General features: G+C 46.8%; 19 protein-coding genes and 1 other annotated feature. Of the genes, 11 read left to right on the forward strand and 8 right to left on the reverse strand.

All coding sequences use genetic code 11. The features are described from left to right. The first annotated feature begins 21 nt into the window (after positions 1-21). A complete protein-coding gene (locus tag KOG47_RS04245; protein ID WP_074036479.1) occupies positions 22-1,113 on the forward strand; it encodes a bifunctional 3-deoxy-7-phosphoheptulonate synthase/chorismate mutase in 1,092 nt (363 codons plus the stop codon). Positions 1,114-1,240: 127 nt separating this feature from the next. Then, a complete protein-coding gene (ccpA, locus tag KOG47_RS04250) occupies positions 1,241-2,254 on the forward strand; it encodes a catabolite control protein A (protein WP_074036481.1) in 1,014 nt (337 codons plus the stop codon). Between the two features lie 49 nt (positions 2,255-2,303). On the opposite strand, the gene KOG47_RS04255 is transcribed toward ccpA, so the two are convergent. The 3 genes from KOG47_RS04255 to KOG47_RS04265 are packed head-to-tail and all read right to left on the reverse strand — an operon-like array spanning position 2,304 to position 4,743. After that, positions 2,304-3,473, reverse strand: a complete 1,170-nt coding sequence (locus KOG47_RS04255) for an acetoin utilization protein AcuC (protein ID WP_074036482.1) — start codon at positions 3,471-3,473, stop codon at positions 2,304-2,306. Continuing rightward, on the reverse strand, positions 3,470-4,102 hold the full coding sequence (locus KOG47_RS04260; RefSeq protein WP_012726747.1) for an acetoin utilization AcuB family protein: 633 nt from the start codon (positions 4,100-4,102) through the stop codon (positions 3,470-3,472). The genes KOG47_RS04255 and KOG47_RS04260 overlap by 4 nt, the downstream gene beginning before the upstream one ends. An 11-nt stretch (positions 4,103-4,113) precedes the next feature. After that, the gene (locus tag KOG47_RS04265; protein ID WP_078147204.1) at positions 4,114-4,743 is read right to left on the reverse strand and encodes a GNAT family N-acetyltransferase; all 630 of its coding nucleotides are present in this window, start codon (positions 4,741-4,743) and stop codon (positions 4,114-4,116) included. Positions 4,744-4,898: 155 nt separating this feature from the next. On the opposite strand from KOG47_RS04265, the gene acsA reads away from it, so the two are divergent. Then, on the forward strand, positions 4,899-6,605 hold the full coding sequence (gene acsA, locus KOG47_RS04270) for an acetate--CoA ligase (RefSeq protein ID WP_074036486.1): 1,707 nt from the start codon (positions 4,899-4,901) through the stop codon (positions 6,603-6,605). A gap of 40 nt (positions 6,606-6,645) precedes the next feature. On the opposite strand, the gene KOG47_RS04275 is transcribed toward acsA, so the two are convergent. Next, positions 6,646-9,108, reverse strand: a complete 2,463-nt coding sequence (locus KOG47_RS04275; RefSeq protein ID WP_159562544.1) for a transglycosylase domain-containing protein — start codon at positions 9,106-9,108, stop codon at positions 6,646-6,648. Between the two features lie 169 nt (positions 9,109-9,277). Beyond that, positions 9,278-9,475 (forward strand) — a binding site (T-box leader). Between the two features lie 47 nt (positions 9,476-9,522). On the opposite strand from KOG47_RS04275, the gene tyrS reads away from it, so the two are divergent. After that, positions 9,523-10,770 (forward strand): tyrosine--tRNA ligase, encoded by a 1,248-nt coding sequence (gene tyrS, locus KOG47_RS04280; RefSeq protein ID WP_215243808.1) that lies wholly within the window; start codon positions 9,523-9,525, stop codon positions 10,768-10,770. Between the two features lie 95 nt (positions 10,771-10,865). Next, complete coding sequence (locus KOG47_RS04285) at positions 10,866-11,492, forward strand: GTP pyrophosphokinase (RefSeq protein WP_159562542.1); 627 nt, start codon at positions 10,866-10,868, stop codon at positions 11,490-11,492. A gap of 35 nt (positions 11,493-11,527) precedes the next feature. Here the strand turns inward: KOG47_RS04285 and rpsD are convergent, their stop codons facing one another. Further along, complete coding sequence (gene rpsD / locus KOG47_RS04290; protein ID WP_031423120.1) at positions 11,528-12,127, reverse strand: 30S ribosomal protein S4; 600 nt, start codon at positions 12,125-12,127, stop codon at positions 11,528-11,530. A gap of 223 nt (positions 12,128-12,350) precedes the next feature. Next, positions 12,351-12,833 carry a GAF domain-containing protein gene (locus KOG47_RS04295; protein ID WP_012726740.1) on the reverse strand — a complete coding sequence of 161 codons (483 nt, stop codon included), beginning with the start codon at positions 12,831-12,833 and terminating at the stop codon, positions 12,351-12,353. Between the two features lie 238 nt (positions 12,834-13,071). Here KOG47_RS04295 and ezrA point away from each other — a divergent pair, with 238 nt between their 5' ends. Continuing rightward, complete coding sequence (gene ezrA / locus KOG47_RS04300) at positions 13,072-14,802, forward strand: septation ring formation regulator EzrA (RefSeq protein WP_215243809.1); 1,731 nt, start codon at positions 13,072-13,074, stop codon at positions 14,800-14,802. Positions 14,803-14,876: 74 nt separating this feature from the next. Beyond that, positions 14,877-16,448: an amidohydrolase gene (locus KOG47_RS04305; protein WP_215243810.1), complete on the forward strand. Its 1,572-nt coding sequence runs from the start codon at positions 14,877-14,879 to the stop codon at positions 16,446-16,448. A 48-nt stretch (positions 16,449-16,496) separates the two neighbouring features. On the opposite strand, the gene KOG47_RS04310 is transcribed toward KOG47_RS04305, so the two are convergent. Beyond that, a complete protein-coding gene (locus KOG47_RS04310) occupies positions 16,497-17,315 on the reverse strand; it encodes an NAD kinase (RefSeq protein WP_214691264.1) in 819 nt (272 codons plus the stop codon). A 149-nt stretch (positions 17,316-17,464) separates the two neighbouring features. On the opposite strand from KOG47_RS04310, the gene tpx reads away from it, so the two are divergent. The 4 genes from tpx (at position 17,465) to KOG47_RS04330 (ending at position 21,285) form a co-directional block, all read left to right on the forward strand. After that, complete coding sequence (gene tpx / locus KOG47_RS04315; protein WP_074036494.1) at positions 17,465-17,953, forward strand: thiol peroxidase; 489 nt, start codon at positions 17,465-17,467, stop codon at positions 17,951-17,953. A gap of 96 nt (positions 17,954-18,049) precedes the next feature. Further along, complete coding sequence (locus KOG47_RS04320; RefSeq protein WP_074036496.1) at positions 18,050-18,943, forward strand: class I SAM-dependent methyltransferase; 894 nt, start codon at positions 18,050-18,052, stop codon at positions 18,941-18,943. A 119-nt stretch (positions 18,944-19,062) separates the two neighbouring features. Continuing rightward, positions 19,063-20,274 (forward strand): acetate kinase, encoded by a 1,212-nt coding sequence (locus KOG47_RS04325; RefSeq protein WP_012726734.1) that lies wholly within the window; start codon positions 19,063-19,065, stop codon positions 20,272-20,274. 408 nt (positions 20,275-20,682) lie between these two features. Next, entirely contained in the window at positions 20,683-21,285 is a 603-nt protein-coding gene (locus KOG47_RS04330) for a 3D domain-containing protein (protein ID WP_214690724.1), read from the forward strand. 54 nt (positions 21,286-21,339) lie between these two features. Here KOG47_RS04330 and KOG47_RS04335 read toward each other — a convergent pair whose 3' ends face one another. Continuing rightward, a complete protein-coding gene (locus KOG47_RS04335; protein WP_012726732.1) occupies positions 21,340-21,777 on the reverse strand; it encodes a universal stress protein in 438 nt (145 codons plus the stop codon). Between the last annotated feature and the right edge of the window lie 103 nt (positions 21,778-21,880).

Here is a 21,880-nt window from a genome sequence, read left to right on the forward strand (position 1 = left end):
CTTAGGAATGAGAGGGAAACTATGAGTCCACAAGATCAATTGAATCGATTACGTCGAGAAATGGATGAATTGAACCATGAAATGCTCGACTTGCTTAGTCGGCGCGGTACACTTGCCGTCGAAATTGGAAAAATTAAACGTCTTCAAGGTGTCGAACGTTATGATCCGGTCCGAGAGCGAGAGATGCTTGATTTTATTGCCGCATCAAACCAAGGGCCGTTTGAAACGTCACGTCTTCAACATATCTTTAAAGAAGTCTTTAAAGCGTCTGCTGAATTACAAGGAGAAGATCGAGATAAAACGCTTCTCGTTTCGCGTAAACGTCAACCGGAAGACACGTTGGTCCATATGAAAGATGTGACGATCGGAAACGGCCGTCCACAATTGATTGCAGGACCATGTGCCGTAGAGTCTTTCGAACAAGTGAATGCGGTCGCAGAAAAGCTTGCATTGTCTGGTGTTAAAATCATGCGAGGCGGTGCTTATAAACCGCGTACGTCACCTTACGATTTTCAAGGCTTAGGTTTTGAGGGATTGAAACTGTTAAAGACGGCAGCTGACCGACATGACCTACGAGTCATCACAGAAATCATGACTCCTGGCGCAGTGGAATCGGCGTTACCGTATGTTGACATCATTCAAGTCGGAGCTCGCAACATGCAGAACTTCGATTTGTTAAAAGAAGTTGGGAAGACAGACAAACCGGTCTTGTTGAAGCGCGGATTATCCGCTACAATCGAAGAGTTCATTTATGCGGCAGAGTACATTATGGCGAGCGGGAACAGCCAAGTCATCTTGTGCGAGCGGGGAATTCGAACGTATGAACGTGCGACACGCAATACGTTGGACATTACCGCTGTGCCGATTTTGAAGCAAGAGACGCATCTGCCTGTTATGGTAGACGTCACGCATTCGACCGGTCGTCGTGATTTATTGTTGCCAGCTGCAAAAGCGGCCCTTGCAATCGGAGCTGACGGTGTGATGGTAGAAGTGCACCCGAATCCGGCGATCGCCCTCTCGGACGCGCAACAACAATTAGACTTCGATCAATTCGATCAATTTGTGGAAGGACTCACGGTCCAGTTTCCCCAACTTGATTTGGTGAAAAAGTAAGCTTTCCAAATGGAAACGTTTTATATCGCATGAAGACAGGGTAAATGGATGACAGATACCTGTCTTCCTTTTTTAAGACGTTTTATGAAAACTTTTTGAAAATCAGGACTTGTAGGAGGAGTAGTTTATGAATAGTAACAACGTAACAATCTATGATGTGGCACGAGAAGCCGGGGTGTCGATGGCGACCGTCTCTCGTGTCGTCAACGGAAACCCGAACGTCAAACCGACAACACGCAAGAAAGTACAGGATGCGATTGACCGTCTTGGTTATCGTCCGAACGCCGTCGCACGTGGACTAGCAAGCAAGAAAACGACAACGGTCGGTGTCATCGTACCGGATATCTCGAACATCTTCTTTGCCGACTTGGCGCGAGGTATCGAAGACGTGGCGACGATGTATAAATACAACATCATCCTTGGTAACTCAGATTCGAGTCGTGACAAGGAAGTCCATTTACTCAATACGCTATTAGGTAAACAAGTGGACGGTATCATCTTCATGGGTGGACGTTTGCATGAAGATCTCGTGGAAGAGTTCAAAAAATCACCAGTTCCAATTGTTCTCGCAGCGACATTGAACCAAGGATATGATCTCCCGGCTGTCAATATCGATTATGAGCAAGCGGCGTATGACGCGACTCAGATGTTGATCAACCACGGACATGACCGTGTTGGATTCATCACTGGACCACTCGAGCAACAAATCAATGGCGAGAAGAAATTTGCCGGTTACCGCCGTGCTCTTGAAGATGCAGGTCTTCCTTTCCATGAGAACGATATGATTCTCGGAAATTATACGTATGCGTCTGGTCTCGAGGCGATGCAAAAAATGTTGCAACGTGACGATTGTCCGAAAGCCATCTTCGCAGGGACGGATGAAATGGCACTTGGGGTCATCCATGCGATTCAAGATGCAGGTTACTCTGTTCCAAACGATTTCGAAGTCGTCGGTCACGATAACACGCGCCTCGCGACGATGATTCGTCCGAAGTTGACGACGGTCGTTCAACCGATGTACGATATCGGAGCCGTCGCGATGCGTCTCTTGACTAAGATTTTGAACGCGGAAGAAATCGAAGAGAAAAACGTCGTGCTTCCTCACCGAATCGAACGCCGTGACTCGCTTCGTCAGGACTAAAAGAAAAGCTGCCCGTTCATCCATTTTTGAGATGAACGGGCAGCTTTATTTATAAATAAATCGATTTTCGATCATTCGAGATGAACGGCCAAAAGGCACGCTTCGTGACTTCCCAATTCTTTTCTTCAATTTGTTGACGCCGCGGGATATGATCAAACGCGTAAAGAGAGTCGTCCCACCGAGTGGGTAACGGTTGACCAGCGACATCGGACCATTGCTCAATCCACTCGGTCGGGATATCTCCGGCATAGGGTGTCTCTCTCGTCAGACCGGCCCACACTTGTGCCCAGGCGCGAGGAACGGCTCGATACCAGTCATAGCCGCCGCCACCAAGTGCGACGAGACGACCATCGGTATACTCGTCTGCCATACGTGAAGCGATTTGGGGAATCTGTTCGAACGTCCGTATCGTTGATGCGAGATGGGTGAGTGGATCAAAGACATGGGCATCCGCACCATTCTGAGTCAGGATGATATCAGGTTTGAACCATTCGCACGCTTCACGTAATACGGTCTCATAGCACGTCAAAAATGAGTCATCTTGGGTGAACGCATCGACTGGTACGTTCCAACTATAGCCGTATCCTTTCCCATTCCCTCGCTCTGTCACCATTCCGGTACCCGGGAAGAGATAGCGACCTGTCTCGTGTATGGATAAAGTCATCACATCATCATCGTCATAGAAGAGCCATTGGACCCCGTCCCCATGATGCGCATCCGTATCTACATAGAGAACGCGCGACCCGTATTGTTTTCTCACATGTGCGATGGCGACGGCCGCATCGTTATAGACGCAAAATCCTGATGCTTTGCGCCGCATTCCATGATGTAGACCGCCCCCAACATGGAAGGCTCGCTCTGCTTTGCCGCTCGCAACTAGATCGAGCGCATGAATCGTCCCACCGACAAGCCGTGCGGCTCCCTCGTGTATCGTCGGAAAGATGGGAGTGTCTTCCGTACCGAGACCAAACTTATTCGCTTTCAGCGTAGAAAGTTCTCCTGCCGCCGCAGCTTGGACGGCTTCGATGTAGTCAAAGTCATGAACGAGCGCTAACGCTTCAACCGAAGCGAGTGGAGGAGACACACATTCCGATTTGGAGAGTTTTCCGGCTGCAATCAGAAGGGATGTCGTCAATTCCAGTCGTAACGGATTGAACGGGTGATCCTCATGAAAGCGATAAGACGTCTCGTCTTCGCCAAATATGTAAATCGGTCTCATCGTGACATCTCCGGACCGAGGACATCATACCCTTCACGTTTCAACCGTTCGATGATTCGGAGCGGGTTCATCGTCTGGACGCGGAAAGAGATGATACGTTTATACGGATCGCTCGTCGGATGAACGAAGACGTTGATGATATTGACGTTTGTTTTGGCGAGGAGTCGGGTCACTTTTTCGAGTGTGCCGGTCGTATTTTCGACGAGAATTTCAATTTGCGAACTCGGTTCGAGTGCGCCTGTCAATTGCACGAAGTAACGTAATAAATCGGTCTCTGTCAATACACCGACGAGTTTCCCTTGTTCGACGATAGGGAGACAGGTTAGCCGGTTTTCGTAAAATAACGCAGCTGCATCTTCAAAGAAATCGAATGGATGCGCTGTCGGTACCTCGGATCGCATGATGCTCGATACAGGGTTTTGAAAGTCTGCGTTTTCACTTTCGGGATGAAAGACGCTCGTCGCACCACTCATCTCGAATTGGCCGACAATCCCGACGACTTGTCGAGCGGGATTTGTCACAATCAAATGTCGGACACGATGTTCACGCATTAATTTTGCGGCATGGGCAATCGTATTGGTCGGTTGAATCGTCACGACATGTCGATTCATCATCTGTTCGATTAACATGAAATCCCTCCTTAGTCGTACATAAATCGTCGGCGAAGACGAAGTGAGTCAAAATGGTCGATCGATTCTTGTCGTACGTTTTTTCCGATACGAGCCATCAAACAGTTGGCAGGATGGGAGGCAATCTCAGGATCGTCTGTCGGGAAGAAAACAAGTCCACCGTGATTCATCATCTTCTCCATGACTTTTCGATAATCCCAAATCGAGAGTCCACTACCTTTCAAATCCCAGTGCCAATAATATTCGGTCGTCAAAATCAAAAAGTCATCCATATGTGGGTCCATCATCGATACTTCGAGTAATTGTTTCCCGATTCGTTGACCACGGAAGCGAGGACTCACCTCGATTGCCCCGAGTTCAAGGATGTATGGGTCGTTTCCTTCACTCCAACGCTCATACGGGTCAGGATAGAGGAAAGTCACGTATCCAATCACGAGATCGTCTTGCCTGGCGACGATGATTCTTCCTTCTTTTAACCCAGCAATATCGACGAGTGCTTCGTGCTGATCTTCCGGTTCACGAAAAGCTGTCAATCCTTCATCAAGACGATACGTCCGTAACACGTCAGGCGCCACCGGACCATCAATCGTGACGTCACCTTGTGAGGTCTGCCACACTTTTGAATGATATTGTTTTTCCATAGGGTCACCACCTTTTCCATCTCTTATTATAGCGCTTTCATCAAGCTGGAATCATCCTGTTTTGATGAAATTGGAAATTCATTGATTTGTCATAATTTTAACACTATACTGAAAGTGGTTATACCAATCTTTACAGGGGAGGCGAATCTTTAGCGATGGAAAAATTGAAAGCGTTAACAGGGGAACATCAATTAGCGTCGTATGAAGAGGCTTGTCAGTCGTTTGAATGGACACAAGCAGAAGCATTGTTTTCATGGAATTTGACGGGGAAAGTCAATTTGGCATATGAAGCCATCGATCGCCATGCGGAAAGTGAATTGGCGACAAAAGTGGCACTGCTTTATTTCGATGGGGATCGAGAAGAGCGGTACACGTATGCGGATATGAAGAAAGAAAGTAATCGTTCTGGTAATGTTCTGAAGTCGATTGGTGTGGAGAAAGGCGACCGCGTCTTTATCTTTATGCCACGTCAGCCAGAACTTTATTTTATTTTGCTCGGTGCAATCAAACGAGGGGCCATCGTCGGTCCATTGTTTGAGGCGTTCATGGAACAGGCGGTTCACGACCGTTTGCTCGACTCGGAAGCGAAAGTGATTGTGACGACGAAAGAACTGTTGCCGCGCATTCCGGTCGATCAGTTGCCTCATTTAGAGACAATTCTACTCGTTGGGGACGATGTCGAAGAGTCGGAAAAGGTGCTCGATTATCGTAAACTGGCGAACGATGCGACGACAGATCTCGAATTGACGTGGGTCGACCGTGAAGACGGTCTGATTTTACACTATACATCGGGCTCAACAGGAAAACCAAAAGGGGTTCTCCACGTCCATAATGCGATGATTCAACATATGATGACCGGCAAATGGGTACTCGATCTTCAACCGGATGATATTTACTGGTGCACGGCTGACCCTGGATGGGTGACGGGGACGAGCTACGGTATTTTTGCGCCTTTCTTAAATGGTGCGACAAACGTCATCGTTGGTGGACGCTTCAATCCTGAATTTTGGTATTCGGTCATTGAACGGTTTGGCGTGACAGTTTGGTATAGTGCCCCGACGGCGTTCCGCATGCTCATGGGCGCTGGCGACGAAGCGTTTGAGAAGTATGATTTGTCTTCACTTCGTCATATTTTATCCGTCGGTGAGCCGCTAAATCCAGAAGTCATTCGTTGGGGACACGAAGCATTTGATCTTCGAATCCATGATACGTGGTGGATGACAGAAACCGGTGCGATGATGATTTGTAACTATCCGACGATGGACATCAAACCGGGCTCAATGGGGAAACCGATCCCAGGTTGCGAAGCGGCTATTTTGGATGACCGGGGTCAACCACTTCCACCACACCGAATGGGGAACTTGGCACTCAAGACGCCTTGGCCGTCGATGATGAGGAAGATTTGGAAGAACGATGCGAAGTATGAGAGTTACTTCTGGGGAGATTGGTATGTGTCAGGTGATTCTGCTTATATGGACGAAGACGGCTATTTCTGGTTCCAAGGTCGGGTCGACGACGTCATCATGACAGCAGGAGAACGGGTCGGACCGTTTGAAGTGGAAAGTCGACTCGTGGAACATCCGGCTGTGGCTGAAGCGGGTGTCATCGGAAAACCGGACCCGGTCCGAGGCGAAATCATCAAAGCGTTCATTGCGCTACGTAAAGGTTATGAACCGTCTGATGAGTTAAAACAAGAAATCCAGCAGTTCGTCAAAGAAGGATTGGCTGCGCATGCGGCACCACGTGAAATCGAATTCAAGGACAAGTTGCCGAAAACGCGAAGTGGGAAGATCATGCGTCGCGTCTTGAAGGCTTGGGAATTGAATCTTGAAACAGGTGACCTCTCGACAATGGAAGATTAAGATAAACAAAGGGTCGACACATCGTGTGTCGACCCTTTGTTTATTCACCGTTAGCATCAGCATCTGCTTCTTCTTCAGCTTGTTGTTCGGCTTCTTGTTTAGCCTCTTCTTCAGCTTTCTTCTTCGCGTCTTCCTCAGCTTTTTTCTTTGCTTCGGCGTCTGCTTTTTGTTTAGCTTCTTCTTCAGCCTTTTTCTTAGCGGCAGCATCGGCAGCAGCCTCTTGTTTCTTCTCCTCAGCTTCTTTCTTTGCTTCTTCGGCCTCTTTCTTGGCCTCTTCTTCTTTCTTCTTCTCTTCCTCTTCTTTTTCTTTCTCTTCTACTTTCTTCTTCTCAGAGAATGAACCTGAGTCTTGGAAGTCTTTTGAAGTGACGGTTGAAGGTTGTGAGAAGCGTGCGCTGACGCCTAGAGCTTCTGGGTCATCCGCATAGACACGATTCATCGTTTGCGACCAGATGCGCTGTGTCCGTTGATAGTAACGTCCATAATCCCAACCATCTAGCATTGAGAGGCGTTGTGAATCATAACCTGACCAGACAGCGAGTGTAACGTTCGGGTTCGACCCGACCAAGTACGAATCACGTTGATCGTTCGTCGTACCGGTTTTACCCATCCAATCGCCAGGAACGCTGAGCAATGATTGTGCATATGTCGCAGTACCTGACGTGTAGACGTCGCGGAGCATATCCACCACGAGATAAGAGGTACGTTCTGTGAAAATACGCGTTTTCTTCGGCTTCGCTTCGTAAATGACTTCACCTTGATATTCGATTTCTTGGATGAAGTACGGCTCCACGTGTTCACCGTAATTTGCTAGCATCGCATAAGAGGCGGCCAAATCGATTGGCTTGACTTCCCCGGTACCGAGTGCCATCGCTGAAGCATAACGGTTTCCTTCAGATACCGGAATCCCCATGTCGACTAATTTCTGCGTATCAGCAGGTTTTTGGTTACGTTCTTCATAAATCTTAACAGCCGGAACGTTCAAGGAGAGCTTGAGCGCATCGCGTACTGTGACAGCACCGCGATACGTTTTCCCTTCGTTTTGAACTTGTTTCTTCGGTTGTCCCGGACCAGTAAACTTATAGAAATACTCCTCGTCAATGATTTGAGTGGCAGGTGTAATCATGCCAGCTTCAATCGCATTTGAATAGACAAGAATCGGTTTTGCAGTCGATCCGATTTGACGTTCTGCCCAGAAAGCACGGTTCAAATCGTCGGTCTTGCCATTGATGTAGCGACCTCCGACGAATCCGAGTACTTTCCCGGTCTTATTCTCAATCATGACAGAAGAGGTTTGTTCAGGAAGTGTGCGGTTCTCATCTTTAATCGTTTGATTCGGTCCGAAGTTGCCAGCGTTTTTAGCCGGTTGTTGCATCGCTTCGTGAATTTCTTTATCCAATGTCAAACGGATGTTGAACCCACCTTGACGCAACATGTTATGAGCACGCTTCGCATAAGTCGAACGGACAGAGTCCTGTTCCTCCGAGCTCAACTCATTGATTTCAATTCCATCTTGCTCCAATAGATAATCCGTTACGATTTGGCGTGCTTGAAGTTCTGCTTCGTCTACCACGTACGGATATTTGTCGCGAGGCTTCGTCTGAGTCTGCATGAAGTCTTGCGTGATGTCGTAGTTATAAGCGGCATCATATTCTTCTTTCGTGATCTTTCCTGCAACGTACATGCGGTTCAATACCGTTTTCATTCGGTTAACCGCACCCGATACGTCCTCTTTGATGACGCCACCTTGATAGTAAGGTGTGTAGAAGAATGGGTTTTTTGGGATACCGGCAAGGAAAGCGGCTTGTGGAAGTGTCAATTTCTCTGCCGAAGTATTGAACACACCGCGAGCGGCGGCCTCAATCCCTGAAATGTTACGTCCCATCGAGTTACGTCCGAATGAGACGACGTTCAGATAGGCGTTTAAAATTTCATCTTTGTCCATCGCCTTCTCTAGACGAAGGGCGAGTAATATTTCTTTTGCTTTCCGTTCGAAAGATACTTCGTTCGTCAACATTTGGTTTTTAATCAATTGTTGCGTCAACGTTGAACCACCCGTGCGATCTTCAGATCCTGTTGCTTCTTGTAAAATAGCGCGTAACGTCGCTTTTGGAACGACGCCATCGTGCTCATAGAATTCGACATCTTCCGTCGCAAGTAGTGCATCGACAACGTATGGAGAAACTTTTTCTACTGGAATCGGGATTCGTACCTCATCGGTCGTATAGTTCCCGATGCGCTCCCCGCTTCCGAAGTAGATATTGGAAGTCGATGTATACGTATTGATTTGCGCAGTCATCGTTTTATAAGCCGGGGTCGGCATATCTTTGACGAGTGACGCGAAATATCCGACACCAATTCCAGCACCTAAAAACCCGATGAGTACAACAGAAATGATGGTCAGGAGTAGGACGTTCCACGACACATCATACATAACATTGGCATAACGACGTACTTTCAATGACGTCGGATTATTCCATAAGTCTCGAATCTTCTGCAGCATGACAGCCTCCTTAAATATGGTGTAAAACTATTTTAGACAGTAATATATTCGATTATAGCACAATTCAACCTACACCTTACCTCGAAACCGAAGTCTCGTGCAAGTTTCATTGTAAGAGTTGACAAGTTGAAAACGATGCTTATAAAATGAATAGCATAGTCAACAAGATAATGACGCTGTGAAGAAAGCGAAGTAGTCGACGGGCCTCTTGTCCAGAAAGCTAGTGGTTGCTGTGAACTAGCCAATGTCAATCGATGAATTACACTTTTAGAGCGTGCCTTCGGGCCGGTTCGAGACCGTTATCTCTCGCTCAAGCGGTCGCAAATTGCGACAAGTAGGGTGGTACCGCGGAATCTCCGTCCCTTCTCATATGAGAAGGGACGTTTTTTTATGTCAATCGAAGGAGTGGAACAAATGGAACTATTAAACGATTTAGAGTTTCGAGGACTTGTCAACCAAATGACAGATGAAGAAGGATTAAAAGAACAACTCAAACAACCGACGACGTTATACACGGGATTTGATCCGACGGCGGACTCGCTTCACATCGGGCACTTGCTCCCGATCTTGACGCTGAAACGTTTCCAGCAGGCCGGCCATCAGGTCATCGCGCTCGTCGGTGGGGCGACAGGGATGATTGGTGACCCGTCTGGTCGTTCGGATGAACGTTCACTAAACACGTTGGATACGGTCAAGCTCTTCTCCGATCGCATCAAGGATCAGTTGAGCCGATTCCTTCCACTTGAAGGGGAGAACCCGATCACGATTCGCAACAACTACGAATGGACGGAAGAGATGTCAATCATCGACTTCCTGCGCGACATTGGGAAGCACTTCCCAATCAGTTACATGCTCGCGAAAGACTCTGTCGATTCACGTATGGAGAACGGGATCTCGTACACAGAGTTCTCTTACATGTTGCTCCAATCTTACGACTTCTTGAAACTATACGAGACAGAGAAATGTCGTCTTCAAGTCGGTGGAAGTGATCAATGGGGGAACATCACGGCAGGTCTTGAATTGATTCGTCGCTTTGGTCACTCTGAAAAAGCGTTCGGTCTCACCGTGCCACTCGTCACAAAGTCGGACGGACAAAAGTTCGGGAAGACAGCGGGCGGTGCGGTTTGGTTAGATGCGGATAAGACGTCGCCATATGAGTTCTACCAGTTCTGGATCAACGTCGACGATGCAGATGTCATCAAGTTCATCAAATACTTCACGTTCATGTCGCATGAAGAGATTGAGGCACTTGCAGCCGAAGTGACAGAAGCGCCTGAAAAGCGCGTGGCACAGCGCCGACTCGCAGAAGAGATGACAAAGCTTGTCCACGGTGAAGCAGGACTTGAACAAGCGGAGCGCATCACGAAAGCGTTCTTTAGCGGAGATTTGACGTCGCTTCAACCGGAAGATATGGAAGATGCGTTTAAAGGCATGCCGCAATTCGAACTTGACGGTGAACGCAACCTTGTCGACCTCATCGTCGAAGCGAAGATCTCACCATCGAAACGTCAGGCACGTGAAGATGTGACGAACGGAGCGATTTACTTGAACGGCGAACGTGAACAAGCGCTCGATAAAATGATTACGCGCGAAGACACGCTCGGTGAATTCACCATCATTCGCCGTGGTAAGAAGAAATACTTTGTGATTCGTCACGTATAATCACGATGTCCGTTCCTCATTTGTTGAGGAATGGACTTTTTTATACATGACGTGTGGTTCGGATTTGCTAAAATGGGAAGATAGGAGGGATGGCGATGGAGATAGAAGAATTTTTCGGTGAGCAGTTCCATCAATGGCGCGAACACTTTCGTTATTATGAAATGGCGATCACGGAACTTGAGAGCGATCTCGGGATCATCGACTTGGACTGGCAGACGAGACTCGGGTATTCACCGATTGAACATGTGAAGACGAGAATGAAGACATTGCCGTCCATCGTGCGCAAGATGAAACGGAAAGACTTGCCTTTGGAAGTTTCGGCGCTTTGGGAACATGTGCACGATGTGGCGGGCATTCGGATTGTTACGAGCTTCCGCGACGATATTTATGAAATCTTGCGACATCTAGAGGCGCGAGATGATTTAGATATCATCGAAATCAAAGATTACATCAAACATCCAAAACCGAGCGGGTATCGGAGCTTACATCTCATCGTGAAAACGAAAGTCTACTTGGCAGAACGAATCATCTGGGTGCCTGCGGAGATTCAGATTCGGACACTCGCCATGGACTTTTGGGCGGCAACGGAACATAAGCTTCAGTACAAATATCAACATGCCGTGCCAGAATCATCGAAAGAAGAGCTGATTGAAGCGTCACTCATGGCGGATGCCCTCGATACGCAAATGGGACGCATTCGGCAAGAAATTTTGAAGAAATAAAAAAATCCCCTTCGTGAAGAAGGGGATAAAAAGCATTAACGTGAGTAGTACTCGACGATGAGTTGCTCTTTGATTTGGTCGTTGAGTTCAGCGCGTTCTGGGAGACGTACGAATGTACCTTCGAGTTTCTCAGCGTCAAACGATACGAAGTCTTTTGTAGCTGGTGCTACTTCAAGTGCTTCAGCGATTGCTTTTACGTTTTTCGACTTTTCACGAACAGCGATAACTTGACCTGGTTTTACGCGGTAAGACGCGATGTCAACGCGTGATCCATCAACAGTGATGTGACCGTGGTTGACGAGTTGGCGTGCTCCACGACGTGTGCGAGCGAGGCCGAAACGGTAAACGAGGTTGTCAAGGCGTGATTCGAGCAAGAACATGAAGTTCTCACCGTGGATGCCTGGCATTTTACCAGCATCGTTGAAGATGCGGCGGAATTGCTTCTCGTTCACTCCGTACATGTGACGAAGTGCTTGCTTCGCTTGAAGCTGAAGACCGTATTCTGAGATTTTCTTACGACCATTTCCGTGTTGACCTGGTGCGTAAGGACGTTTTGCTAATTCTTTACCCGTTTCGCTAAGCGAGATGCCTAAGCGACGCGAGAGTTTCCAAGCTGGACCTGTGTAACGAGCCATGATTGGACTCCTCCTTGTTGTTCATGTATTTTGCACAAAAGAACAACGGTGTCAAAGACGAGTAACGCCCCTTTCTAGGTGCAAGCACCTTCACTTGATAGCGAAGCTACGAGATGCCCCTCCGACAAAAGTCGAGGCCCGAAAGGTGGATACGTTTGTCTGTGACTGCTATCGTCATTTCATGCACAAAGATGAGTATACGATGAATACCATCTCTTGTCAATCAAATATAGCGAAGAAGTGTTTCGCAAAAACGTTCGAGTCCTTGACGGTCGATTTCTGAGAAACGGTCGAACTCCGGGCTGTCGATATCGAGCACGCCGATTGTTTTCCCGTCACGTACGAGAGGGACGACGATTTCAGAATTCGAAGCCGCATCACATGCGATATGACCAGGGAATTGATGAACATCGGCCACGAGCTGTGTTTCTTGTGTAGCTGCCGCAGTTCCACAAACCCCTTTACCGAACGCGATGTGAACGCAAGCCGGGAGTCCCTGAAATGGTCCTAAGATTAGACTGTCTTCAGAATCAGTCACGTAGAATCCGACCCAGTTGATCCGATCTAAAAATTGGTTGAGTAAAGCGCTGGCGTTGGCAAGGTTGGCCACTGTATTTGTTTCGCCCTCTAATAATGCGGCGAGTTGCTTGTTTAATAGTTCGTAACCGGCTGTCAAATCACCTGAGTACGATGTCGTTTGGAACATATAAATTCCCCTCCATCTTTCGTGTTTTTAGAATTTAGCATTATGGTACACGCAAATTTAAGATTTGTCTTGTTAGAAAGTTCCGAAAAAATGAACAATCTCCACTGAAACCATTGGAAAACCTATGCAAATCGTTGGTTCTATAATATGATTAGGTATATCTATTCTTATAAAATACTTCTTTTTTTAATATAAAGGTACATAAGTCCACGAAAGCGGCTTGGAGGTTGTGACAAAGATGGATTACGGAATTTATGGATTAATCATTGGAATCATCGTCGTCGTATTAGGCGGCATGTTGGGGAGTATGCTCATTCGAAGGAATTTTTACCAAAAAATTGACGACTTGGATATGAGGAAACAAAGTGTGCTCAGTGCGAGCATACCCGTCGAACTCCAGAAATTCAAACAGTGGCCGATGGAAGGGGAAACAAAAGAAAAGTTTGATCGTTGGCATCAATCTTGGGATGAGTTAGTCAGTGTACATGCAGGTCAAATCGATGAAGCGTTATACCGGGCTGAGGAAGACTTGGATAAATATCGTTTCATGAAAGTCAAAGCTGACTTGAATGCAACTGAACAACTCATTGAAGAGCTCGAGACGATGGTACACGCCATGCTCGATGAGATGGATGAATTTACGACGCATCATACCTCGCTTATGGACATTGTGAAGCAGGATGAGAAAGAGTTGTATCAGTTCCGCAAGACATTGAATTCACAAAACCATGCGTTCGGACCAACCTATGCATTGGTGGAACAAGAGATTGCCGCTGCCGAGGCGAAACGCAGTGAGATGATCAACTTAAAGCAGGTCGGTCAAGTTTCTGAAGCATTTGAAACCGGACAAGCCTTATCGAATCAAGTAGGACACATCCGTGAACTGATTCGGATCATTCCGCAATTTGTACGTACGGTTCAAGTGGAACTGAAACAACAACTTCAACAACTCCGGGCTGGACATAAAGAAATGCAAATGGACGGGTATGCGCTTGAACCACTTGGATTAATGGAAGAAATCGATCAAGCGGAAGATCGTCGAGAAGAGTTGATGGCTCGAATCGAACGCTTGGAATTTGATCATTTTGAAGAGGACATGCAACAGTTGAGCTCGGATATCGATCAATTATTCGAAGCATTCCGAACAGAGGTCGATGCCCGCCAATACGTGAAAAAAGAATTTGCGACGATACAAGAGCGCGAATTGCAATCTAGCGAAATCATGAATCACTTACAGACGGAAATGTCTCGACTTGTAAGCAATTATGAGATCAATGCACGCGTCGGAGAAGAATTCGAACAATTAGAACGTGAACGAACGACTCTCACGGCGAATGTACTTGATATTGAACAAGCTCTCGTCGCGCAAATGTTACCGTTTAGTATGATCAAATCCAAAGTGCAGGAAGCGAAACGGTCACTTGACCAATTCAGTGCCATGCATGAGCGTTTCATTGAGGATACGAATTCATTACGTAAAGAAGAGCTTGAGGTCCGTCACAAGTTAGAAACGTGGAAAAAAGAATTGTCTGGGCATCGTCGCCTGTTAGCGAAAAGTGCGATGCCGGTTGTTCCGAATGATCTGTCAAACGACTTACGTCAGCTCCAAAAAGGTGTCCAGTCGTTAGACGAACAGTTTGACAAGGCACCGTTCAACATGACGTATATCGTCGGCCTTAGCCATGATGTCGAAGAGATGATGGACAACTTCCGTGACCGTGTCCATGCACTGATTCGTCAAGTGACGTATGCGGAACAGTTGCTCCAATATGCAAACCGCTTCCGTCGCCGTGACAACGAGGTCCATATCGCCTTGACGCTTGCGGAAAACAAGTTCTTGCATGGAGAGTATGGCACTGCGGTCGAAATCGGTGAGCGGGTGCTCGGTCGATTCGATGAGAACGGAGCCAATGAAATTCGTCAACGTGTGGATAAAGGGTTAGAACAGCAGGAATTGCTAAAAAAATAAACGATGCATAAAGATTGACGGAAACGGGAAAAACGTAGACGTCAATCTTTTTTCAATCAAGGAGGAATCGTCAGATGGGTACACTATGGGTCAACGGGAACATCTACACATTGAATAAACCAGGTGAGATGGAACGTGCCATGTTTATTGAGCATGGACGCGTCTTGAAGATGGGGGATGAGGGACATCTCCGACGTACATATGCGGGTCGCATCGAGGAGATTGTGAATTTGGAAGGAAAGAGTGTGTATCCGGCCTTTACCGATTCACATATTCACCTTGTCGGATACGGCGAAGCGCTCGACCGTGTCGATGCGAGTGAAGCGACGGATCTTCGAGAATTACTTGAAACGATGAAGCAACGAGGGTCGGACGACGATTGGATCGTCGCAGAAGGGTTTGATGATCGTCTGCTCGGTGACATGCCGACACGCGAGATGATTGATGAAGTGATTGACGACCGTCCTGTCGTGTTGAAGCGTGTCTGTCGTCACGTAGCCGTCGTGAACTCGAAAGGACTTGAACGACTTGGACTGATCCACCATACGGTGATCGAAGGTGGAAAACTTGGGCGAGGTGAAGAAGGCAAATTGAATGGCGTCCTATATGATGCTGCACTAGATCTCTTATATAAAGAATTGAGTGGGAATCGTAAGAAAAATGCCGCTTCTCTTCGCCGGGCAATCGATTCATTATTCGCACATGGAGTCGTTGGCGCCCATACGGAAGACTTGTTCTATCATGGAGATCCACTCGAGACGATTCAAGCGTACGAAGATGTACTGGATGAACTTCCGTTTCAAGCACACCTTCTCGTTCACGAACAGGTGGTGGATCGTGTCATCCAGCAAGATGCGATGACGCGTCGGAAACGGTTTGACTTCGGTGCGATGAAACTCTTTGTCGACGGTTCGTTCGGTGGACGCACCGCTCTGTTATCTGCACCGTATGCGGATGATCGGAGTCAACGAGGAATTGAAGTGCATCGACCAGATCATCTCGAGGCACTTGTGAAAAAAGCACGAACATACGGGATGAATGTGGCAGCGCATGTGATCGGTGATGCGGCGGTTGAGCAATTTGTCGGCCTGCTTGAAAAGTACCCTGCCAGAAAAGGGACACGAGATCGAATTATCCATGCCTCTTTATTGAATGACTCATTGATCAACCGAATCAAATCATTGCCTGTTTTGATTGATGCACAGCCGGTATTTTTATCGGATGACATGGACATGCTGTTCGAGCGGTTGGGCAATGAGCGTGTGCATGATGTCTATCGATTCAAGTCTTTACTCGATACGGGAGCATTGGTGTTAGGAGGAAGTGACGCGCCGATTTCATCTGTTGACGTTCGAAAGGGATTGTTTGGAGCGGTGATGCGACAATCGTTTCACGGGTCGAGCACGCTAAATCCGAGTGAACGTCTTTCGATGTATGAAGCTCTTCGCAGCTTCACATATTCGCCTCATGTTGCTACAGGGACGCACGGAAGAAACGGGCTATTGGTTCAAAGCTACAATGCCAACTTCACAGTATGGGATGAAGATTTCTTTAAATTGAGTGGGGAAGACATCCTGCACAACCGTCTTGTCATGACTGTCGTCGAAGGGCAACCAGTGTACGAAGCAGAAAAAGCCACGCTGTAAAAAAAGAGTTGCTTCATCCGAAAGGGATGAAGCAACTCTTTTTTTACATCAGAAGAATGAACGTTGCACTTTATGCCAGAACGAGTTGGTCCGAAGCTTGACAGTCTTGATGACCTGGTCCGAGAGTTCGATATCGATTCGGTCTGTGTACTTCAAGCTGAGCGCCTCGTTATCCATCCCAATAATCGGGTAGTCGTTGCCGTCTTCGACGATGCGGAGTGACAACTTACGCGAATCATGAACGATAAAGGATGAGCCGAGTGTGCGATAGCGATTGTTGTTGACCGAAGCGATCTCACTCACTTGCATACATGGGATGAGTGGGTCGACGACCGCACCGCTGAGAGATTTGTTATAGGCAGTCGATCCCGTCGGCGTCGATACAACCATTCCGTCCCCACGGAATGTTTCGAAATGTAGATCGTCGATATAGACCTCGATGGCGAGTGATTTGATAATACTTGATTTAATCGAAGCCTCATTTAAACAGAGGAGCGGTGTCGATTCGTTGATCGATGCTGAAAGAAGTGGATACTTCCGGACTTCGAGACCTTCTTCGATTCGCATCGAGTTGTCCGAGAAGAGGCGGTCGACTTCATCGAGTTTATGTATGTCGAAATCACAATAAAACTCGTTCAATCCACGACCGAAGCCAACGTAGATGGCGTCTTGACGAAAGCCTGTGTAGCGAACCGCCTGTAAAAATGCCCCGTCCCCGCCGACTGCAGCGATGATGTTCGCGTCCTCCGGTTGATTTACGATGTTGAACCCGTGTTTTTCCCCGATTTCTCTCAGTTTCTTCACTTCTTTTGTGAATTCGTTGACGTTACGATGGTACAAATAGACGTTGTTTCTCATCTGAGTCATCCCCTTTGTCAATGGTGTCCTCTTTATTATAACGTGTTTCTTCCTACCGATATAGGGAAAACTGAAACAGAGCCAAAAGCAGGAAGTTTGTCAAAGGCTCAAGTTCATCGATATGATGAACGAGTAACTACAACAAAGGGGATGAGTACATGCCAACATTTAAAGGGAACAACGTAACATTACAAGGAAATCCAGTGAAGGTAGGAGATCAAGCTCCTGATTTCCGCGTCTTGACGACTGCTTTAGAAGAAGTGACGTTAGCAACCTATCCGGGGAAAAAACTAATCAGTGTCATTCCTTCAATCGATACAGGCGTATGTGATGCACAAACGCGTGAGTTCAACGAAAAGGCCTCATCACTCGGTGGTACAGTCTTGACTGTATCGAACGATTTGCCGTTCGCACAGCGCCGTTGGTGTTCTGCATCTGGTTTAGATAACGTAGTCACCCTCTCGGACCACCGCGATCTTTCGTTCGCAAAAGCATATGGTGTTTTAATTGAAGAAATGCGTCTCCTTGCGCGTTCTGTATTCGTCGTCGATTCGAATGGCGTTGTCCAATATGTACAATATATGGATGAAATGACAGATGAAGTTGATTTCGCGGCGGCACTTGAGGCGTTCGAACAAGCGAATTGATTCGTTTGGCGAAATTGATTAAAATAGCTTACACTAGTACGTGAACCGACCGGTCCTCTCATGGGGGCCGGTTTTGTATGGAAAGGATGAACGAAAATGGAACGTTTTGAACAACTCTATCGTGATTGGAAGAAGGAAGCGAAGAAACTGGTCAACGACCTGGATGTATTACCGATCGAGGCACTCGTCCAAGTATTTGACCATGTTGACATTGAAAAAGAGAAGATGGACGATGTCCGTAAAGCAGTGAGTTTACTCGTCTTGGAAGAAACGACACAACTCCCCCCGAACAATCAACCGACACCGGATGCGGTCAGCCTATTTATGGGTTATCTAGCTTCGAAGCTACTTAAGGAAAACGCGACGATTCTAGATTTAGGTAGTGGGACAGGTACGTTGACGCACGCCGTTCTCTCTCAGTTAAAAGATGCGACAGCGCAAGCGGTCGAAGTGGATGAACTGTTGCTTCGTCTTTCCTATTCCATTAGTAACTTGTTAGGAGAACCAGTATCCTACTTCCATCAAGACGCCCTTGCTCCTCTGTTTGTTGAACCGAGCGACCTTTCCGTTGCTGACTTGCCAATCGGATATTATCCAAATGATGAAGTGGCAGCCGGATACGACATGAAACGAGAACAAGGACATGCCTATTCGCATTTCCTCTTGATGGAACAGGCGATTCGCCATACGAAACCAGGTGGGCATGGATTATTTGTCATCCCGAACAATTTGTTTGAACAGGATGACGAAGGGAAATTAAAACAATGGATGGACCGTGAGGCTGTTGTGAAAGGGGTCATTCAACTTCCGACGACGATGTTTAAAGACGAACGTTACGCGAAAAGCTTATTGCTCCTTCAAAAAGTAGGAGAAGGCGTCACACGGCCAAAACAAGCGCTATTTGTGGAACTTCCGTCATTCACTGATGTCAGAGCGGTAGCCAATGTTGTGAAACAGATTGATGATTGGTTCAAAACAACTCAAAAATAATGGACAAAATACTTGAAAAAGGTATGCAAAATCAAGTATCTTCATTATGATACAGTTATCAGTTTTAAATTGAACAGATAAAGATATGCGTTTAAAACGAAAGGTAAGAGGTGTATGACATGACGAAAATTATGGCAGTCAATGCGGGTAGTTCATCGCTCAAGTTCCAGTTACTCGAGATGCCAACGGAAGAGTTGCTCGCAGTCGGACTTGTAGAGCGTGTAGGGAAAGAAGATGCGATTTTTACAATCAAGTACGGTGAAGGACAGAAGTTCAACGTGGTCACACCACTTCACACGCACAAAGAAGCGGTTGAATTGACGTTGGAGAAGTTGATCGAATTGGATATCATCCAATCATTCGATGAGATTTCTGGTGTAGGTCACCGTGTGTTACACGGAAAAGAGTTGTATGCGGATTCGGTCGTCATTGACGATGAAGTCATGAAGAACATCGAATCGTTCACAGAACTCGGACCACTTCACATCCCACCAAACTTGACAGGTATTCGTGCATTCCAGGCAATTTTGCCGAATGTCCCACAAGTAGCGGTATTCGATACAGCGTTCCACCAGTCAATGCCTGAAGAGAATTTCTTGTACAGTCTTCCTTATGAATACTATACAGAACATGGTGTACGTAAATACGGCTTCCACGGAACGAGCCACAAGTATGTCACACAGCGTGCGGCAGAACTTCTCGGTCGTCCGCTAGAAGACTTGCGTTTGATTTCATGTCACCTCGGTAGCGGTGCATCGATCGCTGCAGTAGCAGGTGGTCGCTCAATCGATACAACGATGGGCTTCACACCACTCGAAGGAATCACGATGGGAACGCGCTCAGGTTCTTTGGACCCGGCCCTCATCCCGTTCTTGATGCAAAAAACAGGGAAGTCTGCTGAAGATGTATTGAACGTCATGAACAAAGAGTCTGGCGTGTACGGTCTTTCTGGTATCTCAAGTGACTTGCGTGACATCGAGCAAGCGGCTGCAGAAGGCAACCATCGTGCAGAAGTTTCATTGAAAATCTTCTCGAACCGTATTCACGGTTACATCGGTCAATATGCGGCTGAAATGAATGGTGTCGACGCCATCATCTTCACAGCGGGCGTCGGTGAGAACTCGGACGTCATCCGTGAACGCATCCTTCGCGGTCTTGAATTCATGGGTGTCTACTGGGATCCTTCACTTAACAACGGTGCTCGCGGAAAAGAGTTGTTCATCAACTATCCGCACTCACCAGTTAAAGTCATCATCATCCCGACGAACGAAGAATTGGTCATCGCGCGCGACACGGTACGCATTGCAAACCTTGTCGAAGCACACGCATAATACGAAACGAACCCACGTTACTTCGTGTAACGTGGGTTTTTTTCATGAGTCTTTTTTACTAATATCAAGAATCGTAAGTAGGACAAATGTTTTCTCCTTTGTAACATTAGGCGCTTCATTTACATCGTTTTGCAATGTTTATGTCATGAATAAACCATATATTGGATTTTAATTTATAAAAATATCTCGTATTCGATTTAAATGTCAATCTAACACGATAAACCTTTAATTTTGACATCGATTTGTAATGTTCGTGTCACTCAAATGAACAGGAAGTGTAACGGCACTGACTGATGTTTCGTCATATAGTTATCTGGACGAAATATTCAATTGGAGTGACAAGTCACTCGTTCGATAGATGATGATATGAAATGAAACCAAATTGACGAAGAGAGGACGAATAAACGTATGTTGAAAAAAATCATGACGCTCTTACTTCTCGCCATCGCCGTATTTGCATTTGCTCTACCCACTTCACCAGTAGAAGCAGCTACGAAAAAAGTATATGTTGCAACAAAGTCAGGTTCGAAGATGGTCTATGCAGATGGGAAATCAAATGCACGAGTGATTGGGAAGATGACGGCGAGTGATCGTCTTCAACGTACAGGTTCTCGAGGTGCTTGGATTCGCGTGAACTATAAAGGGAAGGCCGGATGGGTTCCTACAAAGAACTTACGTACTGTAAGTGCTCCTAAACCGCTCAAACCAGCAAGCGTGAAGACGTATACGATGAAAGCGTCCGCATATACACCGTACTGCAAGGGTTGTTCAGGTAAGACAGCACTTGGATGGAACGTTCGTACCCAAAAGCGAAATGTAGTCGCGGTAGACCCGCGCGTCATTCCACTCGGAACGAAAGTGCAAGTATTCGTAGGGGGCAAGTCGATGGGTACCTACACGGCAGCTGACACTGGTGGCGCCATCAAAGGAAATAAAATTGACATCTTAATGTATTCGCAAAATGCAGCGATTCAATTTGGTCGTAAAACGGTTACAGTCAAGGTGTTATAATGCATAGGAAAAGGGTCTTGCGATTGCGCAAGACCCTTTTTGATGGATGGGTGATTATTGACGAACGATAAGGACGTCACATTTCGCATAACGGACGATGCTTTCAGAAACGCTTCCGATAAAGAACCGTTCAACGGCGTTTAAACCTGTCGCACCACAAATAATAAGATCAATATCATGGTTAGGTGCAATCTTTTTCGCAATCGTCACTTTCGGGGAACCGTATTCAATCACCGTTTCGACTTCTTTTACGCCACGCTCTTTCGCGCGATTGACATAGTCTTCAAGTAACTCTTTCGCATATGTCTCGGCACGCTCTGTGATTGTGCGGTCGTAAGCTTCTACAGTCGCAAACGTACGCGTATCAATCACATGACCAACGTACAGTTTTCCTTCGTTACGAATCGCGACATCGATTGCTGTTTCAAATGCACGTTCTGCCTCTTTAGAGCCGTCAACGGCAGATAAAATGTGTTTGTATACAATTGCCATGTAAATCCCAACCTTTCGCTCGAAATATACGTTCGGCTTACATATATAGTATACCACTTCTTTCAGTTTTCACGCTTTTTCGCCATGAAAATGCGTGAATTTT

The sequence above is a fragment of the Exiguobacterium sp. s121 genome (assembly GCF_018617245.1).
GTDB classification, from domain to species: Bacteria; Bacillota; Bacilli; order Exiguobacteriales; family Exiguobacteriaceae; genus Exiguobacterium; species Exiguobacterium profundum.